Origin of the sequence: Bacillus sp. S2(2019), from assembly GCF_005144805.1 — a bacterium.
GTDB classification, from domain to species: domain Bacteria; phylum Bacillota; class Bacilli; order Bacillales; family Bacillaceae; genus Bacillus; species Bacillus altitudinis.
Window position 1 is genome coordinate 342,743 of record NZ_SWFL01000003.1, and the last position, 22,480, is coordinate 365,222.

23 protein-coding genes and 1 other annotated feature are annotated in these 22,480 nt (G+C 41.7%); of the genes, 21 read left to right on the forward strand and 2 right to left on the reverse strand.

Annotated elements, in window-relative coordinates; all coding sequences use genetic code 11:
- Nucleotides 1-14: 14 nt before the first annotated feature.
- Nucleotides 15-743: an amino acid ABC transporter ATP-binding protein gene (locus FBF75_RS11870; protein ID WP_007501456.1), complete on the reverse strand. Its 729-nt coding sequence runs from the start codon at nucleotides 741-743 to the stop codon at nucleotides 15-17.
- Between the two features lie 224 nt (nucleotides 744-967).
- Here FBF75_RS11870 and FBF75_RS11875 point away from each other — a divergent pair, with 224 nt between their 5' ends.
- The 16 genes from FBF75_RS11875 to FBF75_RS11950 all read left to right on the forward strand — a co-directional run bounded on the left by FBF75_RS11875 (nucleotide 968) and on the right by FBF75_RS11950 (nucleotide 17,865).
- Nucleotides 968-2,032 (forward strand): AI-2E family transporter, encoded by a 1,065-nt coding sequence (locus FBF75_RS11875; RefSeq protein ID WP_017367697.1) that lies wholly within the window; start codon nucleotides 968-970, stop codon nucleotides 2,030-2,032.
- 43 nt (nucleotides 2,033-2,075) lie between these two features.
- Nucleotides 2,076-2,283, forward strand: a binding site (T-box leader).
- Between the two features lie 79 nt (nucleotides 2,284-2,362).
- The gene (alaS, locus tag FBF75_RS11880) at nucleotides 2,363-4,999 is read left to right on the forward strand and encodes an alanine--tRNA ligase (RefSeq protein WP_079920073.1); all 2,637 of its coding nucleotides are present in this window, start codon (nucleotides 2,363-2,365) and stop codon (nucleotides 4,997-4,999) included.
- Nucleotides 5,000-5,088: 89 nt separating this feature from the next.
- Nucleotides 5,089-5,355 carry an IreB family regulatory phosphoprotein gene (locus FBF75_RS11885; RefSeq protein WP_024718370.1) on the forward strand — a complete coding sequence of 89 codons (267 nt, stop codon included), beginning with the start codon at nucleotides 5,089-5,091 and terminating at the stop codon, nucleotides 5,353-5,355.
- A gap of 3 nt (nucleotides 5,356-5,358) precedes the next feature.
- Nucleotides 5,359-5,775 carry a Holliday junction resolvase RuvX gene (ruvX, locus tag FBF75_RS11890; protein WP_003216519.1) on the forward strand — a complete coding sequence of 139 codons (417 nt, stop codon included), beginning with the start codon at nucleotides 5,359-5,361 and terminating at the stop codon, nucleotides 5,773-5,775.
- Nucleotides 5,776-5,790: 15 nt separating this feature from the next.
- The gene (locus FBF75_RS11895; RefSeq protein ID WP_017358102.1) at nucleotides 5,791-6,075 is read left to right on the forward strand and encodes a DUF1292 domain-containing protein; all 285 of its coding nucleotides are present in this window, start codon (nucleotides 5,791-5,793) and stop codon (nucleotides 6,073-6,075) included.
- 156 nt (nucleotides 6,076-6,231) lie between these two features.
- Nucleotides 6,232-6,798, forward strand: a complete 567-nt coding sequence (locus tag FBF75_RS11900) for a biotin transporter BioY (RefSeq protein WP_007501449.1) — start codon at nucleotides 6,232-6,234, stop codon at nucleotides 6,796-6,798.
- Nucleotides 6,798-8,255 carry an acyl-CoA synthetase gene (locus FBF75_RS11905; protein WP_046344994.1) on the forward strand — a complete coding sequence of 486 codons (1,458 nt, stop codon included), beginning with the start codon at nucleotides 6,798-6,800 and terminating at the stop codon, nucleotides 8,253-8,255. Before FBF75_RS11900 ends, FBF75_RS11905 begins: the two co-directional genes overlap by 1 nt.
- Complete coding sequence (locus tag FBF75_RS11910) at nucleotides 8,243-9,331, forward strand: acetyl-CoA C-acyltransferase (protein ID WP_099496639.1); 1,089 nt, start codon at nucleotides 8,243-8,245, stop codon at nucleotides 9,329-9,331. The genes FBF75_RS11905 and FBF75_RS11910 overlap by 13 nt, the downstream gene beginning before the upstream one ends.
- Nucleotides 9,332-9,404: 73 nt before the next feature.
- A complete protein-coding gene (gene mltG / locus FBF75_RS11915) occupies nucleotides 9,405-10,487 on the forward strand; it encodes an endolytic transglycosylase MltG (protein ID WP_050827498.1) in 1,083 nt (360 codons plus the stop codon).
- A 212-nt stretch (nucleotides 10,488-10,699) separates the two neighbouring features.
- Nucleotides 10,700-11,365 carry an O-methyltransferase gene (locus FBF75_RS11920; protein WP_008342672.1) on the forward strand — a complete coding sequence of 222 codons (666 nt, stop codon included), beginning with the start codon at nucleotides 10,700-10,702 and terminating at the stop codon, nucleotides 11,363-11,365.
- Nucleotides 11,362-12,291: a peptidase U32 family protein gene (locus tag FBF75_RS11925; protein WP_008342670.1), complete on the forward strand. Its 930-nt coding sequence runs from the start codon at nucleotides 11,362-11,364 to the stop codon at nucleotides 12,289-12,291. Before FBF75_RS11920 ends, FBF75_RS11925 begins: the two co-directional genes overlap by 4 nt.
- A 20-nt stretch (nucleotides 12,292-12,311) precedes the next feature.
- Entirely contained in the window at nucleotides 12,312-13,580 is a 1,269-nt protein-coding gene (locus FBF75_RS11930; RefSeq protein WP_046344095.1) for a peptidase U32 family protein, read from the forward strand.
- Nucleotides 13,581-13,587: 7 nt separating this feature from the next.
- Entirely contained in the window at nucleotides 13,588-14,220 is a 633-nt protein-coding gene (udk, locus tag FBF75_RS11935; RefSeq protein ID WP_007501435.1) for a uridine kinase, read from the forward strand.
- A gap of 648 nt (nucleotides 14,221-14,868) precedes the next feature.
- A complete protein-coding gene (greA, locus tag FBF75_RS11940; RefSeq protein ID WP_007501433.1) occupies nucleotides 14,869-15,342 on the forward strand; it encodes a transcription elongation factor GreA in 474 nt (157 codons plus the stop codon).
- 50 nt (nucleotides 15,343-15,392) lie between these two features.
- The gene (locus FBF75_RS11945) at nucleotides 15,393-17,135 is read left to right on the forward strand and encodes a peptidoglycan D,D-transpeptidase FtsI family protein (protein WP_136944775.1); all 1,743 of its coding nucleotides are present in this window, start codon (nucleotides 15,393-15,395) and stop codon (nucleotides 17,133-17,135) included.
- 67 nt (nucleotides 17,136-17,202) lie between these two features.
- Nucleotides 17,203-17,865 (forward strand): YrrS family protein, encoded by a 663-nt coding sequence (locus FBF75_RS11950; protein ID WP_007501430.1) that lies wholly within the window; start codon nucleotides 17,203-17,205, stop codon nucleotides 17,863-17,865.
- A gap of 142 nt (nucleotides 17,866-18,007) precedes the next feature.
- Here the strand turns inward: FBF75_RS11950 and FBF75_RS11955 are convergent, their stop codons facing one another.
- Nucleotides 18,008-18,214 carry a YrzA family protein gene (locus FBF75_RS11955; protein ID WP_024718362.1) on the reverse strand — a complete coding sequence of 69 codons (207 nt, stop codon included), beginning with the start codon at nucleotides 18,212-18,214 and terminating at the stop codon, nucleotides 18,008-18,010.
- Nucleotides 18,215-18,401: 187 nt separating this feature from the next.
- On the opposite strand from FBF75_RS11955, the gene FBF75_RS11960 reads away from it, so the two are divergent.
- The 5 genes from FBF75_RS11960 to FBF75_RS11980 all read left to right on the forward strand — a co-directional run bounded on the left by FBF75_RS11960 (nucleotide 18,402) and on the right by FBF75_RS11980 (nucleotide 22,177).
- Nucleotides 18,402-19,043: a class I SAM-dependent DNA methyltransferase gene (locus FBF75_RS11960; protein ID WP_136944776.1), complete on the forward strand. Its 642-nt coding sequence runs from the start codon at nucleotides 18,402-18,404 to the stop codon at nucleotides 19,041-19,043.
- A 15-nt stretch (nucleotides 19,044-19,058) separates the two neighbouring features.
- Entirely contained in the window at nucleotides 19,059-19,754 is a 696-nt protein-coding gene (mtnN, locus tag FBF75_RS11965) for a 5'-methylthioadenosine/S-adenosylhomocysteine nucleosidase (RefSeq protein WP_019743016.1), read from the forward strand.
- Between the two features lie 46 nt (nucleotides 19,755-19,800).
- Nucleotides 19,801-20,724: a PLP-dependent cysteine synthase family protein gene (locus FBF75_RS11970; protein ID WP_019743015.1), complete on the forward strand. Its 924-nt coding sequence runs from the start codon at nucleotides 19,801-19,803 to the stop codon at nucleotides 20,722-20,724.
- A 1-nt stretch (nucleotide 20,725) separates the two neighbouring features.
- A complete protein-coding gene (locus FBF75_RS11975) occupies nucleotides 20,726-21,874 on the forward strand; it encodes a bifunctional cystathionine gamma-lyase/homocysteine desulfhydrase (protein WP_008342652.1) in 1,149 nt (382 codons plus the stop codon).
- A 72-nt stretch (nucleotides 21,875-21,946) separates the two neighbouring features.
- Nucleotides 21,947-22,177, forward strand: coding sequence for a YrhC family protein (locus FBF75_RS11980; protein WP_017358091.1), 231 nt, complete (start codon nucleotides 21,947-21,949; stop codon nucleotides 22,175-22,177).
- The last annotated feature ends 303 nt before the right edge of the window (nucleotides 22,178-22,480 follow it).

Consider the following 22,480-nt stretch of genomic DNA (forward strand, 5'->3'; position numbering starts at 1 on the left):
CAAATTCATTCCCCCTAGTGATTTAAAATACGGCTTAAAAAGAGCTGAGCGCGTTTCTCGCGCGGTTTTTCATAAAAGGCAGCTGGTGTAGATTCTTCAAGAATTCTTCCTTCATCAATAAACACAATGCGGTCCGCGACTTCACGGGCAAACCCCATCTCGTGTGTGACAACGACCATTGTCATTCCTTCCCTTGCCAGCTGTTTCATCACATCTAGCACCTCACCGATCATCTCTGGATCAAGAGCTGATGTTGGTTCATCGAAAAGCATGACCTCAGGTTTCATTGCAAGTCCCCTTGCGATTGCCACACGCTGCTGCTGTCCTCCTGAGAGTCTAGAAGGGTAGGTGTCTGCTTTTTCAGGAATGCCAACTTTATTTAAATAAAATTCAGCTGTTTCCTTTGCTTCTTCTTTGCTCACTTTTTTAACCTTCATCGGCGCAAGCATAATGTTTTCAAGCACCGTCTTATGCGGATAAAGATGGAAGTGCTGAAACACCATCCCGATATTTTGCCTGATGAGATTGATGTTGGTTTTCGGATGCTGAACAGACACTTGATTGACAAGGACTTTTCCTTCATCAATGCTTTCAAGACGATTGATACACCTGAGCATCGTGCTTTTTCCAGACCCTGAAGGACCGATGATCACAACAACCTCACCTTTTTGAATATGTAGGTTAATGTCCTTAAGTACATGGAACTGGCCGTAATGCTTGTTGACTTCTTCGAATGTGATCATGAAGAACCTCCTCTTCTAAAGATTGAGCTAAAGCGGATTCTAGCATAAATGAGGCAAAAATAAGAAAATAATGGAATATTTTCTAACGAGATTTTACAGCAAACAGTGACTTTGGATGGAGCCGTATGTTTCATGTGTATTCATTTTTAACAAAGTTAGGACAAATTTTATTTACATGGATAATTGCAGAAGTTGGTTAAACAATAAGAAGAGAGGTGAAAAAGGTGAAGAAACGTCCGATCGAGTTTCTAATATATGCTGCAGGTGTACTGCTTGTCCTTGCGTCTTTACTCATTTTGGTTCAGCTCGACGAGTTATGGATGCCTATTTTTTTATTGCTCAAAGCGGTTTTGATCCCGCTTCTTATCGCTATTTTTATTTCTTATCTTCTTTATCCAATTGTTGAAAGACTACATAAGCGAGGTTTGCCGAGGACGGTCAGTCTCTTATTGATATATGTGCTGTTTTTTGGCGGCATTGGTTTGGCTGTGTATAAAGGGGCACCGGTTTTAATCGCTCAGTTAAATGAATTGTCGGAGCAAATTCCCATGCTTGCCGAAACGTATAATGGTGCTTTATCACATGTTCATCGTCATACAAGCCACTGGCCTGATGGACTGCATGAACGGCTGGATCGTTTTATTGTCCAATCTGAAACGTATGCCGCAAATGGGGCAGAGCGGATGATTCTAAGCTGTAAAGTACTGCTTGATTACGCCTTAGTTGCTGCACTTATTCCTTTTCTTGTCTTTTATATGGTAAAAGATATGAACACGATGAAGCGGGCAGCATGGTATTTAACCCCGCCAAGCTTTCGAAAAAGGGGACATGCCTTTGTGAAAGCAGTGGATGACTCACTTGGGGATTATATTAGAGGGCAATTGCTTGTCTGTTCTTTAATTGGGGGAGCTGCTGCCATTGTTCTTTGGCTGTTCCATATTCCATATCCGCTTGTACTAGGTATGTTAATCGGCGCAACGAATGTCATTCCGTATTTTGGCCCGATTATTGGAGCGATTCCAGCTGTCTTCATCGCTTTTACCATCTCAGTGAAGTCAGTGATCATTGTGCTAATTACAGTAGCCGTGCTTCAATTTTTAGAAAGCAATGTACTGAGTCCGATCATTGTCGGGAGAAGCCTGCATATGCATCCTGTCGTGATCATGCTGGTGCTACTCGCTGGAGGTGAGCTGTTTGGCTTGATTGGAATGATTTTAGCCGTGCCGTCCGCAGCCATTATCAGGGTCATCGTTGTGCAATATATTCACATGAGACGAAGCGTTCATTGACAAGACGAGCCGAGTTGTCTATAATAATTTCGATTCATACATATTGAATTCAATGACGGACCCGAGTACGTTAAAAAGCTGTTGCAGAGAGAGGCTTTGTTTGCTGAGAAAAGCCTTATCAGACCTTTAACGGAAGCTAGTCCCGAGTGCAGATAAACACTGCCGCTCTCTTCCGGCGTTATCGGATGTGAAGGTGATAGACGCATATGTCTATAATCAGGGTGGTACCGCGAGAGCATCTCGTCCCTGTGTAAGTAGTTTTTTGCTTGCATAGGGCGGGATGTTTTTTCGTTTGTGTGAAGATTGAGGAATAAAAAAGGAGGATTTATGATGAAAACTTTAACTTCAGCTCAAGTACGTCAAATGTTTTTAGATTTTTTTAAAGAAAAAGGACATGCTGTCGAACCGAGTGCGTCCCTCGTACCGCATGACGATCCAACACTTTTATGGATTAACAGCGGGGTGGCAACGTTAAAGAAATACTTCGATGGCCGCGTTGTGCCTGAGAATCCGCGTATTTGCAACGCACAAAAATCAATTCGTACAAATGACATTGAAAATGTAGGGAAAACAGCACGCCATCATACGTTTTTTGAAATGCTGGGCAACTTCTCTATTGGAGACTATTTCAAAGAAGAGGCAATCGAATGGGCTTGGGAATTCCTCACAAGTGATGAGTGGATTGGCTTTGATCCGAATCTGTTATCTGTAACGGTGCATCCAGAGGATGAAGAAGCGTATGTTCTTTGGAGAGATAAAATGGGTGTCCCTGAGGAACGAATTATTCGTCTAGAGGGCAACTTCTGGGATATTGGCGAGGGGCCAAGTGGTCCGAATACCGAAATTTTCTATGACCGCGGAGAAGCATATGGCAACGACATGAACGACCCGGAATTATATCCAGGTGGAGAAAATGAACGTTATCTAGAAGTATGGAATCTTGTTTTTTCTGAATTTAACCATAACCCAGATGGTACATACACACCGCTTCCGAAGAAAAACATTGATACAGGAATGGGTCTTGAGCGTATGGTCTCTGTGATTCAAAACGTACCGACGAACTTTGATACAGACCTGTTCATGCCGATTATTCGTGCAGTAGAAACGATTTCTGGAGAAAGCTATGGGGAGTCAAAAGAAAAAGACACAGCATTTAAAGTCATTGCTGACCATATTCGTACTGTTGCCTTTGCCGTCAGTGACGGAGCACTTCCTTCTAATGAAGGCCGAGGTTATGTGTTAAGACGTTTGCTGCGCCGTGCTGTGCGTTATGCAAAAACGATCCATATCCACCGTCCATTTATGTATGACCTAGTTCCAGTTGTTGCGGAGATCATGAAGGATTTCTATCCAGATGTTCAAGCAAAAGAAGAATTTATTGCAAAAGTGATCAAAAATGAAGAAGAGCGTTTCCATGAGACACTGAATGAAGGGTTAGCCATTTTATCAGAAGTGATCAAAAAAGAACGAGACAATGGCAGCTCACAAATTTCCGGTAAAGATGTGTTTAAGCTTTATGACACATATGGATTCCCGGTCGAACTTACAGAAGAATATGCAGAAGATGAGAACATGACAGTCGATCGAGAAGGCTTCCAGCTAGAAATGGAGAAGCAGCGTGAACGTGCAAGAAATGCCAGACAAGATGTAGGTAGTATGCAGGTTCAAGGCGGGGCTTTAGGCGATATTAAAGCAGAAAGTACGTTTATTGGCTACGAAAATTTAACTGCAGATGCTCGTATTATCGAATTGCTTCAAAACGGTGAAATTGTCACAGAAGCTCACGAAGGGGAAACGGTGCAAATTTTATTAGATGAAACACCTTTCTATGCGGAAAGCGGCGGACAAGTGGCGGATAAAGGAACGTTAAAAAGTGCCGAAGCGATCATTGATATCAAAGATGTGAAAAAGGCGCCAAACGGCCAGCATGTCCACGAAGGAGTCGTCGTAAGTGGTACGGTTCAAAAAGGCATTGAAGTCACTGCAGAAGTCGAATCAGCGCTTCGAAAAGGCATTGTGAAAAATCACACAGCGACACATCTTTTGCACCAAGCGCTAAAAGATGTATTGGGCAGCCACGTTAACCAAGCGGGTTCACTTGTGAATGAAAACAGACTTCGCTTTGACTTTTCTCACTTTGGACAAGTAACAAAAGAAGAATTGTCACAAATTGAAAAAATCGTCAACGAAAAGATTTGGGAAGGCATTTCGGTTGCCATTGACCTGAAACCAATTGCTGAAGCAAAAGAAATGGGCGCAATGGCGCTGTTTGGCGAGAAGTATGGCGATATTGTCCGTGTGGTACAAGTGGGTGATTACAGCATCGAGTTATGCGGAGGCTGTCACGTTCAAAACACTGCAGAGATCGGATTGTTTAAAATTGCATCTGAATCGGGTATTGGTGCTGGAACACGCCGTATTGAGGCTGTAACGGGTAAAGGTGCTTATGAGGAATTAAATGATCAGCTTGCGATTTTAGAAAAGGCAGCTAATGAACTGAAATCAAATACAAAAGATGTACCAAAACGCATCGCTTCCTTGCAGGCTGATTTAAAAGAAGTTCAAAGAGAAAACGAATCACTTCTTGCGAAATTAAGTCAAGCAGAAGCTGGCTCTATTTTAGAAAAAGTCATCGAAGTTGGCGGAGTGAACGTGTTAACTGAAAAAGTAAACGCCAAAGACATGAACCATTTAAGAACGATGGTTGATGACTTAAAAGCGAAATTAGGTTCAGCTGTCATCGTACTTGGTGCTGTTCAAAATGGAAAAGTCAACATTTCAGCCGGTGTGACAAAAGATGTCATTGAAAAAGGTCTTCATGCAGGAAAACTTGTGAAGCAGGCAGCTGAAATTTGCGGCGGAGGCGGAGGCGGACGCCCAGATATGGCACAAGCAGGCGGGAAACAGCCAGAAAAGCTTGAAGAAGCACTGGCAACTGTCGAAGAATCTGTCAAATCCGTTTTATAATCAGTCAATGTAGTGTAGAATAATGGTATTAGATGAGCGGTTAGAAAAAAGCTTGCTAGTAGAATGTTGGAAGAGAGGTGCAAGAAGCAGTGAGTTCATTTGATAAGACAATGAAGTTTAACTTCTCTGATGATTCAGCTGAAACCAATGTGAATGAAGTGCTCATAACAGTTTATGACGCACTCCAAGAAAAAGGATACAACCCGATCAATCAAATTGTCGGATACTTGCTGTCAGGCGACCCTGCTTATATTCCAAGACATCAGGATGCACGCAACCTAATTCGTAAACTAGAACGAGACGAATTAATTGAGGAATTGGTTAAATCGTACTTAGAGACACATAAAGAGGCGTAAAACATGAGAATTTTAGGCTTAGATTTAGGCACGAAAACCCTTGGTGTGGCAATCAGTGATGAAATGGGATGGACAGCTCAAGGGATTGAAACCATTAAAATTGATGAAGCAGGCGGAGACTTTGGTCTCAGCCGCCTGTCTGAGATCGTCTCGCAATATGGAACGGATAAAATTGTCCTTGGTTTTCCAAAAAATATGAACGGTACGGTCGGTCCAAGAGGCGAGGCCAGCCAATCATTTGCGAAAGTGTTAGAAAACACGTACAATGTTCCTGTTGTGCTTTGGGACGAGCGTCTGTCAACGATGGCAGCAGAAAAAATGCTCATCTCTGCAGATGTGAGCAGACAAAAGCGTAAAAAAGTCATTGATAAAATGGCGGCTGTTATGATCCTTCAAGGGTACTTAGACAGCTTAAATTAAAATGAGGTGAATCAAATGGAACACGGAGAAAAGCAAATTACAATCGTTGATGATAATGGAAATGAGCAGCTTTGCGAAGTACTATTTACTTTTGAAAGCGACCATTTTAACAAATCATATGTTCTTTACTACCCAATTTCTGAACAAGATAACGAAGAAATTGAAATTCATGCATCAAGCTTCACACCAAACGAAGACGGTGAAGATGGCGAATTAGAGCCAATTGAAACGGATGAAGAGTGGGACATGATTGAAGAAACGTTAAATACGTTCTTAGATCAAGAAGACGAAGAAGAATAGAACGAATAAAAGGCCTGTGAACATGATCTCTGTGATCTTTCTTCACAGGTCTTTTTTTACATTCTATATGTAAACTATTATTTAAATTTAGTTGACATATATCACTCGACCTTTTACGCTATTTTTATCAAAAACATCGAGTGAGGGGTATGAAAATTGAAAATTCACGATATGATGCAAATGGCATTAATGACAGCAGTTATTGGGATGTTAGGATTAATTCCGCCTATTTTTCTTGCGTTTACACCTGTACCAATCACCTTACAAACCGCAGGTCTTTTGCTTGCTGGAGGGCTGTTAAAACCAAAGCAAGCGCTGATTAGTTTACTTCTGTTTCTTCTAATAGTGGCAGCAGGCGCACCTCTTTTATCTGGAGGAAGAGGCGGAATAGGGGTCTTTTTTGGGCCAAGCGGTGGTTTTTTACTTGCTTATCCAGTGGCTGCCTTTATGATCAGCCTGTGGCTTAACCGGCTGAAGAAAGTGACGGCCTTACGACTATTTTTGATCTATGCGGTATGCAGTATCGGGATATTATATATAGGCGGAATTCCCTTTCAAGCCATGATGATGCATATAAAGATCACGCAAGCAGCTCTGTTCAGCGTCATTTATTTACCGGGTGATCTGATCAAAGCAGGGATATGTGCTGTCTTCACGGTGAAAATCATTCAAGCGATGTCATATCGAAAAAGGGACTTACATAGAGGGAGGCGAGCAGTTTGATGAGAATAACGGAAAGCTATGCGGCTCATGCAAAAGTGAAGCCAGATCAGATGGCGATCATAGATGAAAAAGAGCAGATCACTTATGAAGAATGGCATGAGCGTGTGCAGTCAACTGCACAATGGTTAAAAGAAACGCCTCATCAGCAAAAAAGAGTCGCTTTTTTAGTATCAAATGGTGTTCCGTTTCTTCAACTATTTGCTGGCGCAGCTTCTGCAGGATGGACAGCGGTGCCTCTTGATCCGCGGTGGAGTGACAAGGAATGCGCGGAAAAGCTCTTATTAAGCGACGCGGACCTTGTCATTGTGGAAGATCGATATATCAAAAGGATTGAAAAGTACAAGCTGGACATGCCAGTGCTCTCTTTATCTGAATGGAAAGAAAGAATCAGCCTCAGCATAAACGTTCAATCGAACAAAGGTGAACCGGAGGAAGATCCTGCTTTTTATATGGGATTTACTTCAGGATCAACGGGATCGCCAAAAGCCTTTATAAGACGCCAGCAGTCATGGATCGAGAGCTTTCAAATGACAACATCCGTCTTTGGGATCACACATCAAGATCATGTACTGATTTTGGGCACACTTTTATCCTCTCATTTTTTATACGGCGCGATCAGCACACTTTATTTCGGGGGCACCGTGACATTGTTAGAAAAATTTGTGCCAGAGAAAGCAAAAAACATCTTAGAAAGAGGAGACATCACGGCTATTTATACGGTTCCGACCATGACAGAATCGTTACTGCAAATGGATGCTTTCGGAAAGAATCCGCTTCTTGTCCTGTCTTCTGGTGCAGATTGGGGAAACTCTTCAAAAAAACAGCTCGTCAACCGCTATCCTCACATCACATTTTTTGATTTTTATGGAACATCAGAATTGAGTTTTGTTTCCTATTTATCTTCTGATGACTTTCTGCAAAAACCTACTTCTGTCGGAAAACCTTTTCCTTCTATTCAGGTTGAAGTCAGGAGGGCAGATCAAACCGTTTGCAAGTCAAATGAAATAGGGAGAATTTATGTGAAAAGCCCAATGTCTTTTTCAGGCTATTTACAAGATGAAAAGCCGCCCGAAGAGTGGCTGACCGTATATGACATGGGGTGGCTCGACGAAGATGGTTACTTGTATATGAGCGGCCGCGAGAATGGCATGATTGTCTATGGGGGACTGAATATTTTTCCAGAGGAAATTGAGCGTGTGCTGAATGAACAGCCAGAGGTGAATCGGTCAATCGTGATTGGACTTCCTGATCCATATTGGGGCGAAATCCCTGTTGCCATTATTGAGAATGTACAGCAAACAAAAACCATTCGGCAAGCTGTAAAAGAAACATTAGCGGCATACAAAGTACCAAAAAAATGGCTCGTCACGGACAAAATGATCGAAACATCAGGAGGGAAAATCGCTCGTGCCAGTATGAAAAAGTGGGCGGAGGAACAATTATCATGCAAGCCGTGATCGTACAAGCGAAGCGGACGCCCTTCGGTGAGAAAAATGGAATGTTGAAGGATTACCGGCCAGAGCATCTAGCTGCGCCCCTGATCCAGCACTTTTCAAGCGTGACCAAGCCAGATGACGTCATTTTAGGCAACGTCGTCGGGGGCGGTGGCAACATTGCCCGTCTGTCCTCGTTAGAAGCAGGGCTTTCATTACATATTCCGGGTATGACCATTGATAGGCAGTGTGCTTCCGGTCTTGAAGCCATTAGAACGGCGTGCATCATGATTCAGTCGGGGGAGGGATCAATGTATATCGCTGGTGGAACGGAAAGCATTTCTCGGTCATCAATGAAAGAAAGGGCCCGCTTTTCTCCAGAGTGGATAGGGGACCCTCATATGGGGGAAGCGGCAGAGCTGACGGCGTCGAGATTTTCAGTTGCGAGACAAGAGCAAGATGACTATGCACTTTTAAGCTGGGAACGAAGTATAACCGCATTCAAGCAAGGAACGTATTCAGAAGAAATTGTTCCGATTGGCGGGCTGAGCATAGATGAAGCGGCAGCTAAAATAAGACCGATTGCAAGCTTGATAAAGCGGGCAAAACCTGTCTTTTTACCAGGAAAAGGTACTGTGACTGTGACCAATAGCTGTAAAGAAGCAGATGGTGCAGCTGCCGTCGTTGTGATGGAAAGAGCGGAAGCGGAGGCAAAAGGCTTCAGCCCTATGCTGCGGTATATCGGGAGTGCCGTGACCGCTATGGACCCGCATTATCCTGCTGCTTCACCAATTGATGCAATCAAGAAACTTTTACATAAGGAACAGGTGAAGATAGAAGATGTTGCACTTTTTGAAATCAATGAAGCGTTTGCGCTCAAAGTAGTACTCATTGCCCGGACACTAGGTATTCCTTATGACTGTATCAATAAAAGAGGCGGTGCGCTTTGTCTTGGGCATCCATATAGCGCCTCGGGAGCTGCTATGATGGTGAGACTGTTTTACGAAGCCCGCGCCTTACCGAATGGAAGCTATGTCATGGCTGCAATTGGCAGTGGAGGCGGTGTCGGTTTAGCCACACTATGGCAAGTTCTGTCATGACATGCATGAGCAAGTAATTGCCGAACTCCGTCGAATCATGTACTATAAAAGCTAGATGTGAGGAGGGCCATGCATGTTTTCAGAACAAAAGAAACGACCATTTTTTAAACGAAAAATGGGGATCGTCCTGTTATCTGTACTTGCTGTGATCATCATTGCAGCATTATCAGGTTTTTTATATGTAAAATCAGCACTCGGGCCGGTCGATCAAAAAAGCAAACAAACCATTAATATTCATATTCCAAATGGGACATCTGTCAGTGGAATTGCGAGCATTTTAAAAGAAAATGAACTGATTTCAAATGACACGATTTTCACTTACTATGCAAAGTACAAAAAAGCGTCAGGCTTTAAAGCGGGCTATTTTCATCTCAAACAAACAATGGATGCGGATCAGCTGATTCAAAAGCTGACATCTGGCGGGACAGACTACGCATTTCAGCTTGTGATACCTGAAGGGAAACAGTTGTCTGATATTGCAGCCATTATTGCAAACCAGACGAATTTTTCAGCGAAAGAAGTTGAAGCGAAGCTGGATGATCCAGCCTTTATTAAAAAATTGATGAAAAAATACCCGGAAACGGTGACATCACAAGTGAACGGGAAACAAGTCAAGCATCCGTTAGAGGGATATTTATTCCCGGCGACGTATCCGTTTTATCGTGAGGATGAATCACTTGAAACAATCATTGACACGATGATTAAACAAACAGATCAATATGTGAAAACGTACGAAAAGGACATGAAAAAGAGAAAGATGTCCATCCATGATGTCCTAACGATGGCATCCCTAATAGAAATGGAAGCAACCGAAAAAACAGACCGGGCAAAAATCTCAAGTGTGTTTTATAACCGGTTGAAAAAGGACATGCCGCTTCAAACAGATCCAACCGTTCTTTATGCGCTTGGCGAGCATAAGTCCCGTGTTTATTACAAAGATTTAAAAGTAAAATCACCATATAATACGTATACAAACAAAGGGCTGCCGCCTGGACCTATTGCCAATGCTGGAGAATCTTCTTGGAAAGCAGCACTCCATCCAGAGAAAACAGATTTTGTTTACTTCCTAGCAAAGAAAAATGGCGAAGTCGTCTTTACGAAAACGTTAAATGAGCACAACAAAGCGAAAGCGAAATACATCACAGGCAGCAACTAACGCCCATGTGAGAGGAAAAAGACTGTAGACAATGGTGAAATTGCCTGCAGTTTTTTTCGTTGTTATATCCATTTTATAGGTTCGCAATTACCACATCTTTGTGGTAAAATATATCGGGTTGTTTTTACTTAGATGAACGAAAGATTGACGAGAAAGAGAGCTGCAGCAGGCAGGACTCTTCTTTTTCAGGTCATGAAGGAGCTAGACATATAATGACAATCGAAGATGATCAAATAAATGATTATATTGAAGATTTAATTGAGCCGAGTCCTGATGCCATCGCTCAATTAGAGGAGTATGCGAAAGAGCATCATGTGCCAATCATGGAAAAGGTGAGCATTGAACTGTTATTGCAGCTGCTTTCTTTGAAAAAACCGAAGAAGATTCTTGAGGTTGGGACAGCGATTGGTTATTCAGCGATTCGAATGGCAGAAGCTCTGCCAGATGCTGAAATCTATACGATTGAGCGAAATGCGAAACGTTATGAGGAAGCGACACGAAATATTGAAGAATTACATTTCAAAGATAGAATTCACGTGTTTTTTGGCGATGCGATCGAATCAGCTAAAACGGTTCAGACGATGGCGCCCTATGATGTGATCTTCATTGATGCGGCAAAAGGCCAGTATCAACGCTTTTTTGAGCTGTTTGAACCGATGCTGTCCGATGATGGAATGATTATTACAGACAACGTATTATTTAAAGGCTTAGTTGCGACAAATTATGAAGAAGAAATTGAAGATAAACGAAAAAAACAATTAATAGGCAAAATTGATCGATACAATCAATGGCTGATGTCAAATCCTGACTACCAAACGTGTATCATTCCGGTTGGAGATGGGATCGCTATTAGTACAAAAAGAGGTGACCAATCATGAAAAAACCAGAATTGCTTGTGACGCCAAGTAAGGTGTCGGATGTACTGCCGCTCATTGAAGCGGGTGCTGACGCATTTTTAATAGGTGAACAAACATATGGAATCCGTCTTGCAGGTGAATTTTCAAGAGAAGATGTGAAACAAACGGTTCAACTCGCACATGCACATCACAAAAAAGTATATGTCGCCATGAATGCGATTTTTCATAATGACCGTGTGGCACTGCTTGGAGATTATTTAACCTTTCTCGATGGGTTAAACGTGGATGGTGTCGTTTTTGGAGATCCGGCAGTGATCATGGCCGCAAAAGAAACAGGTGTCAACTTGAATCTGCACTGGAGTACAGAAACAACTGGGACAAACTATTACACTTGTAACTACTGGGGCAGAAAAGGCGCAACACGTGCTGTTCTTGCCAAAGAACTCAATATGGACAGTGTGATTGATATCAAAGAAAACGCCGAAGTGGAGATTGAAATTCAAGTCCACGGCATGACTTGTATGTTTCAATCGAAACGGACACTTGTTGGCAACTATTTTGAATATCAAGGCAAACAAATGGACGTGGAAGGAAGAAATATGGAAGAAGGTCTATTCCTTCACGACCAGGAGCGTCAAAACAAATATCCTATTTTTGAGGATGAAAATGGCACACACATTATGAGTCCAAATGATGTATGTATGATTGATGAATTAGAAGAATTTGTCGACGCAGGCATTGACTCATTTAAAATTGACGGAATTTTAAAGTCACTTTCTTATATGACAGAGGTGACATCCCTCTATCGAAAAGCCATTGATTTACTAGTGACTGATAAGGAAGCCTATGAAGATCAAAAAGATGAATGGGTGGAGCGTATTGAAGAGATCCAGCCTGTCAACCGCTCAATCGATACAGGATTTTTCTTTAAAGAAACGGTTTATTAAGATAAAAGGAGGCAGAGGAAATGGCACTTTTAAAAGATGGAATTTCTGAAGTGATCGATGGAAAACGTGTCATTACAAAAAAACCAGAACTGCTAGCGCCAGCAGGAAACTTAGAAAAACTAAAAATTGCTGTGCATTATGGAGCAGACGCTGTTTTTATTGGTGGGAAAGAATTTGGACTTCGTTCAAATGCAGATAACTTTTCAATCGAAGAAATGGCAGAAGGTGTCGCATTTGCGAACAAATACGGTGCTCGCATTTATGTGACAACGAATATTTTCGCCCACAACGAAAACATGGACGGGCTGGAAGAATATCTTCAAGGGATTGAAGGAGCGGGTGTAGCGGGAATTATTGTGGCTGATCCACTCATCATCGAAACATGCAAACGAGTAGCTCCAAAACTTGAAGTTCACTTGAGCACACAGCAATCTCTTTCAAATTGGAAAGCTGTGCAGTTTTGGAAGGAAGAAGGGCTTGAGCGTGTGGTCCTTGCACGTGAAACAAGCGCTCTAGAGATTAAAGAAATGAAAGAAAAAGTGGATATTGAAATCGAAACGTTCATTCACGGGGCGATGTGTATTGCTTATTCTGGCCGCTGCGTGCTCAGTAACCATATGACAGCGAGAGATTCAAACCGCGGAGGCTGCTGCCAATCTTGCCGCTGGGATTATGATCTTTATAAACTAGAAGGCTCTGAGGAAGCGCCTTTATTCGGTGAAGAAGACGCACCATTTGCGATGAGTCCAAAAGATTTAAAACTCATCGAATCTATACCGCAAATGATCGAAATGGGAATTGATAGCTTAAAGATCGAAGGACGAATGAAGTCCATTCATTATGTAGCAACAGTTGTCAGTGTCTATCGTAAAGTCATTGATGCTTACTGTGCTGATCCAGACAATTTCGTCATTCAACAAGAATGGCTCGATGAATTAGACAAATGTGCCAACCGTGACACGGCTCCTGCCTTTTTTGAAGGTGTACCAGGAACGGATGAACAAATGTTTGGCATTCACGGAAAGAAAACGACCTTTGATTTCGTCGGACTTGTGCTTCATTATGATGAACAAGAACAAATTGTCACATTACAGCAGCGTAATTTCTTTAAAGCTGGCGACGAAGTTGAATTTTTCGGTCCAGAAATCCAAAATTTCACATGCAAGATTGAGACGATTTGGGACGAAAAAGGGAACGAACTCGATGCTGCTCGTCATCCACTGCAAATTGTGAAATTTAAGCTTGATCAAAAAGTATACCCTAGCAACATGATGAGAAAGGGGAAATAACCGGCACATGGGGAAAAAACCAGTGGTGATTGGAATCGCTGGCGGCTCGGGTTCAGGTAAAACGAGCGTCACCAATTCCATTTACGAAAAATTTAAAGGACATTCAATCCTCATGCTTCAGCAAGATTTATATTATAAAAATCAAAGTCATATGCCATTTGAAGAGCGCCTGCTGACCAATTATGATCATCCGCTTGCATTTGACAATGACCTGATGATTGAGCATGTAGAAGCGCTGCTAAAGTACGAGTCCATTGAAAAACCAATTTATGATTTTAAACTAAACACACGTTCAGAAGAGACGGTACATGTTGAACCTAAAGATGTCATCATCGTTGAAGGAATCTTTGCTCTTGAAAATGAACGTCTAAGAAACTTAATGGATATTAAACTGTATGTGGATACTGATGCAGATCTTCGGATCATTCGCCGTATTTTACGTGATACGAAAGAAAGAGGCAGATCGATTGATTCCGTGATTGAACAATATGTATCTGTCGTCAGACCGATGCACAATCAATTCATTGAACCGTCAAAACGATATGCCGATATCATCATCCCAGAAGGCGGACAAAACCATGTCGCAATAGACCTCATGGTCACAAAAATTCAAACGATTCTTCAAAACCGCGGAGAGTAAATGGTGGAGAAGAACAAAGACCTTTACGACGTAAAGGTCTTTTCAACATCATGCTCTTGTAGTCAATACTTTAGTAATGGCTAGTCCGAAATCATCGGTGAGCATTGTAAGAAGCAGCCCTCTGAATAAAAGATTTGATATGATAGGAAAACAATGCTGCGAAATGAAGACAGGAAAATCACGATGGGATGCTGAAAGTTTCAGTTATTCCTGCTTTGTAAAAGTATATTAAAAAAACGACAAACAAATCATCACAAATTTTCAAACAATTCTTGATCAAAATGCAATTTTGTAATAATATAGCATAGACATATCGTACACTGACCATATTATGTATTGGAAGATGGAGAATGGATAAGCTATTCTTCTACATATGATCGAAATGGCCGAACGAGGTACAGGAGCTTCCTGTGCCTTTCCACAGTTTGTGCGATGAAGATAATACATCATCATGAGACCGCTGCTGTTCCTGCCTAATAAAAAGGCATAATAGTTGCATCTAAAAGGGACGCCATGTAAGATGGACTTTTACGAATATGGGACAGAAAGAATGAGGGCCGGAATATGTCCTCATTCTTGTATATTTCAGTCGTCACTCACATGCAGAAAGCTTGTATGATGAGGATTAATAGAAGGAGTGAATGATTCATGGCACAAGAGAAAGTATTTCCAATGACAGAAGAAGGAAAGCGCAAATTAGAAGAAGAGCTTGAATATTTGAAAACGGTTAAACGTAAAGAGGTTGTAGAGCGTATTAAAATCGCTAGAAGTTTTGGAGACCTCTCTGAAAACTCGGAATATGATTCTGCTAAAGAAGAGCAAGCGTTTGTAGAAGGTCGTATTACAACGCTTGATAATATGATTCGTAATGCCAAAATTATTGAAGATGAAGGTAACTCAAATATTGTTTCACTCGGTAAAACGGTGACATTCGTTGAATTACCGGACGGTGAAGAAGAGTCTTATACGATTGTAGGAAGTGCAGAAGCTGATCCGTTTGAAGGCAAAATTTCAAACGATTCACCAATTGCAAAAAGCCTTTTAGGCAAACAAGTAGACGACAAAGTCACAGTTCAAACACCTGGCGGAGAAATGTTCGTCCAAATTGTAAAAATTTCATAATTACGTTTATACGATAAACACCTCGTCCACAATAGGGACGAGGTGTTTTTATGCTGAAAACAAGAAGAATCCAATGGACAGGTGTCATTATTTTTATCTTATTGCTCGGTCTCCTATTTAGACTAGCGGAAATTCAGTTGTTTTTCACAGAATCTTTTTCAAAGCTTGATATTAATTTGATCCAAGAAAGTGTCAGGCAGCGGACAGAAGAAGTAGTCATTTCAGACGGACGCGGCGAATTTTTAGATCGAAACGGCGAGGCACTTCTCACAAAAGAAGAGCCTGCGGTCATCATATTTCCTTTCCTGCAATATGACCTCCCTCACTTAAAACAAACCGCTTCTATACTTGAGATGAAAGAAGATGAATTGAAGAGCCAGCTGACAGAAACGAAGAAACCACTCATTTTAAAAGATGATATCACGAAAAAAAAGCTGAAAGACATCAATGATATGAAATATTCAGGTGTTTACGGCGTATATATGAAAGAGAAGGACAAAAAAAGACTTGCCCTCCACACATTAGGTTTCACAAGCGAGAATCCAGAACTCTTGAGAAAACGTTATCCGGACAAAAAAGAGCTTTCAATCCGCACTGAGATCGGTACATTCGGTTTGGAAAGTACATTTGACGAATTTCTATTACCAGAGCAAGACACAAAATTGTTATATCATGTGGACGGAAGGGGAAACCCTTTGTTTGGGATGGACGTCAAATATACAGCAGAAGCTCATTCGTTTTATCCGCTGCAAGTGCAGACAACCATGGACGAAGACATGCAGAGGGAAATGGAGAATGTTCTCAAAGCACAAGGTGTTGAAAAAGGCGGAGCGGTTCTGCTCGACATTCAAAATAGCAGTGTGCTGGCGATGGCGAGTGTTCCAAATGTGACCAGCAAAAACCGGCATGAGGCAAGAAATTACATGCTGACCGCAATGGCTCCCGGTTCTGTATTTAAAACGGTCGTACTTGCCGCAGCGATTGAAAAAAACTTGAACCAGCCACAAACGATGTATGATTGTCGAAAGAATTTATATGGAGAGCCAGAAGGAAAGCAGGAAGTACTGAATCTGTCTGAAAGCTTTGCGCAAAGCTGTAATTATACATTTGCGACACTCGCTGAGCAGCTCATCCAAACAGATGATCAAATCCTTGAAAAGACAGCTTCAAAGCTTGGGCTTGTGGATCGAGCCGGCTGGGAAGGGGATGTATACCATAAGCAACAATTCAAACAGTTTGATCGTGAAGAAACAGGCAGTGTGTGGGGAGATAAAAGAGACAAGCATGTCAAAAAAGCCATTGCGCAAACGGCGATTGGTCAAAAAAATGTCAAAACAACCCCCTTACAAATTGCCAATATGATGGCAACGATTGCAAGGGGCGGAGAACGAAAAGAAGTGAGGATTGCAGATAAAGTGATGTATCAAAACGGAACAACGATGCTATCCTTTCAAAACAAACGACCTGATGGTGACAGTATTGACCGCTATACAGCTCAAACCTTGCAAAAGTACTTAAGGCAGGTGGTGACGTCTGACAAAGGAACAGGAAGAAGATTTCAAGACCTGCCGTTCCATATAGCAGGGAAATCAGGCACTGCCCAAACCGGCAGCAAAGATAAACAGGGGAATCCACTTTATCACAAGTGGTTTGCCGGATACTTTCCGGCAGAGAAACCAAAATACGCTCTCGTCGTTGTTCACCTTGATGAGGCAAGTGGCCGGGCTAAGACAAATGAAGCGTTTTATGATATTGTAAAAAAGGTCAATGAAATTGAAAAGAAACAGACATAGAACATCCCTTCATGTCATGTTAGAATAGTAACGACTTAGGGAACAGAGGCAAAGGAGTGCAGAGATTTTGAGTAGAAATTCTCGATTTGAACATCGTGATAAGCGCAGAAAGGCGAATATGGTGCTTAACATATTAATTGGTATCGTTGTGGTGCTTATTTTGGTTGTCGCATCGAGTTTGTTAATTTTTAATAGACCACCGAAAGATGTAGCCAACGAACCATCCAAAACAGCACCTGCATCGAGTGAAAATAAACAAAACTCAGAAGAAGATGTGAAAGATCAAAAGAAAGATACATCCGATGATGCGGATGCGAAAAAAGACGATTCATCTGACAAAAAAGATGATACAAAGAAAACAGATGATGAAGAAGAGCCAAACAAAGATGCGTTAAAAGATGCCACAGAAACAGATGGCGGTAAAACAAGTGACGTAGACAAAACATATGAAAACGATAACTGGGAGCCTGTAGGAACAGAGCAATCGGGATCACATACAGCAACCTATGATGCTAACTCAAAAGACTGGAAAGAAATGATCAAAGCCATGTCCTATGCGACAGGAATCTCAGAAGATCAAATGACTGTTATTTGGTTAGGAAATAACGGAGGACCTCAAGATGCAAAAGGAACCATCCGTGATAAATCAACAGGTGAACGCTACCGTGTAGAAATTACGTGGGTGGACGAAAAAGGCTGGAAACCTGTGAAGGTTGAAAAATTAAAATAAAATAAAAAAGATGCATGCAAAAAGGCTAAAATGAACTTCATTTTAGCCTTTTTCTTCTTTTCAGCGTGATAGAAAACCTTTGCAGTCTAGGAAGGACTAGCACCGGCGCACAGACCTGACTGCCTATACGCTGATCTTTTTTTTATGAGACATTCGCTTTAAAATGAACAACTGCTGTATACAAAATCTTATCATCAATGACAGTCGTTTGATGACTCACAGAATGAACAGTCAGCAAGATCGCCTGATTATGTTCAATTTGTTTTTGGATCTTTTGTTCAAGTTCTTTTAAAGACGTTGCTTCAAAAAATTCAATTTTGTCCTTTAAAAAATCCAGTTGAAAATCCATTTCATTCATCCCTCCATGCTCTAGATTCATCATAATCTCTCCCATTCAAAAGGGCAAATATTTTTCTACCCCGCCCAGTATTTTTTAGTAGGAAAGAATCAGAAGATGTGGTAGGATAGGAACTGTTCGACGGAATAAAACATACTATACGGATAGGAATAAATAGATAAAGTGGAGGGAAAGAAAAATGGGACGTGAGTTTCTTTCTTTATTTGATCATTGGGCTGAATCTTATGATGACACTGTAAGTGGTCATGACGAGCAGTATGAAGAAGTATTTCGCCGGTATCCGGCCATTCTAAAAGAGATTACTCGCCGTGCAGGTCAACATGTCATTGAGTTTGGAAGCGGCACAGGAAACCTAACGGCGGCACTGCTTCAAGCAGATAAGAAAGTGTTTGGCGTTGAACCTTCAGAAGCCATGAAGAAAGCGGCTCTTCAAAAAGGAATACCAAATGTATTTCATGACGGAGATTTTTTATCGTTTCCAGCTCCACCTTTTGAGCCTGATACGATCGTCAGTTCATATGCTTTCCATCATTTAACGGACGAAGAAAAAAAACAAGCCATCCACACCTATGGCAACATCCTTCCCTCAGGTGGTAAAATAGTCTTTGCTGATACAATGTTTCAAAATCAAGCAGCACATCAAGCTGAAACGAACAAAGCGAAAGCCGCTGGATTCGATCAGCTTGCAGAGGATTTAGAAACGGAATACTATCCATCCATAGGTGTGTTAAAGCAAATCTTTGAAGAAGAAGGTTTTAGCACATCTTTTCATCAAATGAATGATTTTGTGTGGATCGTAGAAGCGAAGAAAAGGGAATGAAAGGATGTTTTTTATTTGAAAATCGCAGTGATAGGTGCAATGGAAGAAGAAGTGACGATTTTAAGAGACCAACTAAAGAATGCCACACAAGAAAACATCGCTGGGTGTGAATTTACAACAGGTGTTTATGAAGATAAAGAAGTGATTTTATTAAAATCAGGGATTGGAAAAGTGAATGCAGCGGTCAGCACAACACTTCTGCTTGACCGCTTTCAGCCAGATTATGTGATCAATACAGGATCAGCTGGCGGTTTCCATCACTCATTAAATGTAGGTGATATTGTCATCTCTACTGATGTTAGACATCATGATGTGGACGTGACGATCTTTAATTACGAATATGGACAAGTGCCAGGATTACCAGCTGCTTTCATCGCAGATGATCAGCTTGTGAAGCTGGCAGAGGAATCTGCTTCAGAAATCGATCATATTCAAGTGGCAAAAGGAACGATTGCAACAGGAGATTCATTTATGGATGATCCTGGTCGTGTCGCGTTTGTGAGAGAGAAATTTCCAGAGCTGTATGCAGTGGAAATGGAGGCAGCAGCAGTTGCGCAAGTTTGCCATCTATTTGAAACGCCATTTGTGGTCGTTCGAGCGTTGTCAGATATTGCTGGGAAAGAATCCAATATCTCTTTTGATCAATTTCTAGAGCAAGCAGCGATTCACTCAACAGACCTTGTCCTGCGTATGATAAAGCAAACACAATAAAAGAAGGGGTTTCCCCCTTCTTTTCCATACAAAGGAAGGGATTTATATGGCTGTCATACATGATATTACGGAATTAATTGGCCACACACCGCTTTTAAAACTGTCAGGGATGGGTGTGCCGGCAGGTGTTGATGTTTATGCAAAACTTGAAATGATGAACCCAGGCGGAAGTATTAAGGATCGCTTAGGTGATATGCTGATTAAAGAAGCGCTGGCATCGGGCAAACTGCGCCCAGGCGGAACCATTATTGAAGCAACTGCAGGAAACACAGGCATCGGGCTTGCGCTAAGTGCAAGAAAACATCAATTGCATCCGATCTTCTGTGTACCAGAACATTTTAGTCAAGAGAAACAACAGCTCATGAAGGCGCTTGGTGCAGAAATTATTCATACACCAAGAAAAGATGGGATGAAGGGTGCGATTGATCGAGCCCTTGAACTAGAGGCAAGCCTTGACAATGCTTATTGTGTCTTACAATTTAAAAACCAAGTAAATCCATTGACTTACTATAAAACACTTGGGCCAGAAATATGGTCTGACCTCCAGGGGAACATAGACGTGTTTGTAGCAGGAGCGGGCTCTGGCGGAACGTTTCAAGGCTGTGCTGCCTATTTAAAAGAGCAAAAAGAAGCGATAAAAACAGTGATCGTGGAACCAGAAGGATCTATTTTAAATGGCGGAAAGCCGGGACCGCATAGAACGGAAGGAATTGGCCTTGAATTTATTCCAGATTATATGGAATCGACTTTATTTGACGAAATTTATACCGTCAGTGACGATGATGCTTTCCGAATGGTGAAAGAAGCAGCTGAAAAGGAAGGTGTTCTGATCGGAAGCTCGTCTGGAGCCGCTCTATTTGCCGCTTTAGAGGAAGCGAAAAAGGCATCACCTGGGACGGTGATCGTGACCATTTTTCCTGATAGCAGTGAGCGTTATCTAAGTAAAGGTATTTATGAGGGAGGAAAATAAAATGAAGCCAAAAACAATGATGATTCATAGTGGAATCACTGGTGATGAAAAAACAGGAGCCGTGTCTGTTCCTATTTATCAAGTCAGCACCTATAAGCAGCCTAAAGCAGGCGAGCACACTGGATATGAATATTCCAGAACTGCGAATCCAACAAGAACAGCACTGGAAACAGTCATTCGTGATCTTGAAGGCGGGGCAAACGGCTATGCATTCGGTTCAGGGATGGCTGCAATTACAGCTGTGATGATGCTGTTTAACAGCGGAGATCATATCGTATTGACTGACGACGTATACGGCGGAACCTATCGTGTGATGACAAAGGTGCTCAACCGGATTGGCATTAAAGCCACATTTGTAGACACAAGTGATCCTGAAGCGGTGAAAAAAGCAATTTTACCAGAAACAAAAGCCGTCTATATTGAATCACCAACCAATCCATTGCTGAAAATGACCGATCTACAAGCCATAAGCCGGATCACAAAAGAAGCTGGCATTTTGATGATTGTCGATAATACGTTTTTTACCCCATATTTTCAAAAGCCGATTTCATATGGGGCTGACATTGTCTTGCACAGTGCCACAAAATATTTAGGCGGCCATAGTGATGTGGTGGGCGGACTTGTCGTGACAGCTACTGAAGAGCTTGGTGAAGAACTGCACTTTGTTCAAAACTCTACAGGCGGTATTCTTGGACCGCAAGATGCGTGGCTTCTAATGCGAGGGATGAAAACGCTCGGACTAAGAATGGAAGCACATCAACAAAACGCGCAGAAAATCGCTGAGTTTTTAGAACAGCATCCTGCGATTACACGTGTCTATTACCCAGGTTTAAGCGCTCACCCAGGTCATGAGCTTGCAAAAACTCAAGCAACAGGCTTTGGCGGTATGATTTCTTTTGATATTGGAAAAGAAGAAAATGTCGACGTGTTTTTAAGCCAATTGAAATTGTTTACAATCGCAGAAAGCCTAGGGGCGGTTGAAAGTTTAATCTCTGTTCCTGCTCGCATGACCCATGCATCCATTCCAAAAGAGCGCAGAGAAGAGCTTGGCATCACAGATGGTTTAATCCGTATTTCTGTCGGTATTGAGGATATTGATGACTTATTACATGATATTGAACAAGGACTCGACGCAGTAACGAATGGATAGATTTACATGCCCCTCGCTTTCTCTCACTATGGTAAGCTATCAATAGACATTGATAACGGGAAGGTGAAACAAGTGAAGAAAAAGTGGGATGGTTTAGTGACAGATTACAAGCAATACGCTTTTATTTTGCTTGCTGTCAGCACCTTTTTATATATTGGTACGATTTTACCGAATCAGCACATAGAAGCATCACCAAAAATGCTGATGCTGGCAGTTGATTGTGTTTTCCTATTGGCTGCTTTCCTTTGCGTGAAACGTGCGATCTTTTTTCAAAAAAAGCTACAAGAACTAGATGAAGATTAAGTAAAAAGTCTCCTCATATGATGAGGAGACTTTTTTAAATTGCACTGGATAATCGGACAAGAATCACTGTAGAAATTTAGTCAAACACACAAAAATCATCTAATTTACTAAAAACAGGTTTACAAAATGGTGCTTGCTGGATATACTTACAAAGTAATTAAAAACGTAAAGGAGGCTGAAGAATATGTTATTCGTATCTACTTGTGATCAATTCAACAACCAATTTCATCATGTCATCAGCCTGTGGAAGAGCTCGTGTCCTTCCTTTACCTTTTACGGTTCACGCTACAAAACTGTTTAAGT

Coding starts and splice junctions, on each gene's coding strand:
- FBF75_RS11870 (WP_007501456.1), bottom strand. CDS start 743: ATGATCACATTCGAAGAAGTCAACAAGCATTACGGCCAGTTCCATGTA.
- alaS (WP_079920073.1), top strand. CDS start 2,363: ATGAAAACTTTAACTTCAGCTCAAGTACGTCAAATGTTTTTAGATTTT.
- ruvX (WP_003216519.1), top strand. CDS start 5,359: ATGAGAATTTTAGGCTTAGATTTAGGCACGAAAACCCTTGGTGTGGCA.
- FBF75_RS11895 (WP_017358102.1), top strand. CDS start 5,791: ATGGAACACGGAGAAAAGCAAATTACAATCGTTGATGATAATGGAAAT.
- FBF75_RS11905 (WP_046344994.1), top strand. CDS start 6,798: ATGAGAATAACGGAAAGCTATGCGGCTCATGCAAAAGTGAAGCCAGAT.
- FBF75_RS11910 (WP_099496639.1), top strand. CDS start 8,243: ATGCAAGCCGTGATCGTACAAGCGAAGCGGACGCCCTTCGGTGAGAAA.
- mltG (WP_050827498.1), top strand. CDS start 9,405: ATGTTTTCAGAACAAAAGAAACGACCATTTTTTAAACGAAAAATGGGG.
- FBF75_RS11920 (WP_008342672.1), top strand. CDS start 10,700: ATGACAATCGAAGATGATCAAATAAATGATTATATTGAAGATTTAATT.
- FBF75_RS11925 (WP_008342670.1), top strand. CDS start 11,362: ATGAAAAAACCAGAATTGCTTGTGACGCCAAGTAAGGTGTCGGATGTA.
- FBF75_RS11930 (WP_046344095.1), top strand. CDS start 12,312: ATGGCACTTTTAAAAGATGGAATTTCTGAAGTGATCGATGGAAAACGT.
- udk (WP_007501435.1), top strand. CDS start 13,588: ATGGGGAAAAAACCAGTGGTGATTGGAATCGCTGGCGGCTCGGGTTCA.
- greA (WP_007501433.1), top strand. CDS start 14,869: ATGGCACAAGAGAAAGTATTTCCAATGACAGAAGAAGGAAAGCGCAAA.
- FBF75_RS11945 (WP_136944775.1), top strand. CDS start 15,393: ATGCTGAAAACAAGAAGAATCCAATGGACAGGTGTCATTATTTTTATC.
- FBF75_RS11955 (WP_024718362.1), bottom strand. CDS start 18,214: ATGGATTTTCAACTGGATTTTTTAAAGGACAAAATTGAATTTTTTGAA.
- FBF75_RS11960 (WP_136944776.1), top strand. CDS start 18,402: ATGGGACGTGAGTTTCTTTCTTTATTTGATCATTGGGCTGAATCTTAT.
- FBF75_RS11970 (WP_019743015.1), top strand. CDS start 19,801: ATGGCTGTCATACATGATATTACGGAATTAATTGGCCACACACCGCTT.
- FBF75_RS11975 (WP_008342652.1), top strand. CDS start 20,726: ATGAAGCCAAAAACAATGATGATTCATAGTGGAATCACTGGTGATGAA.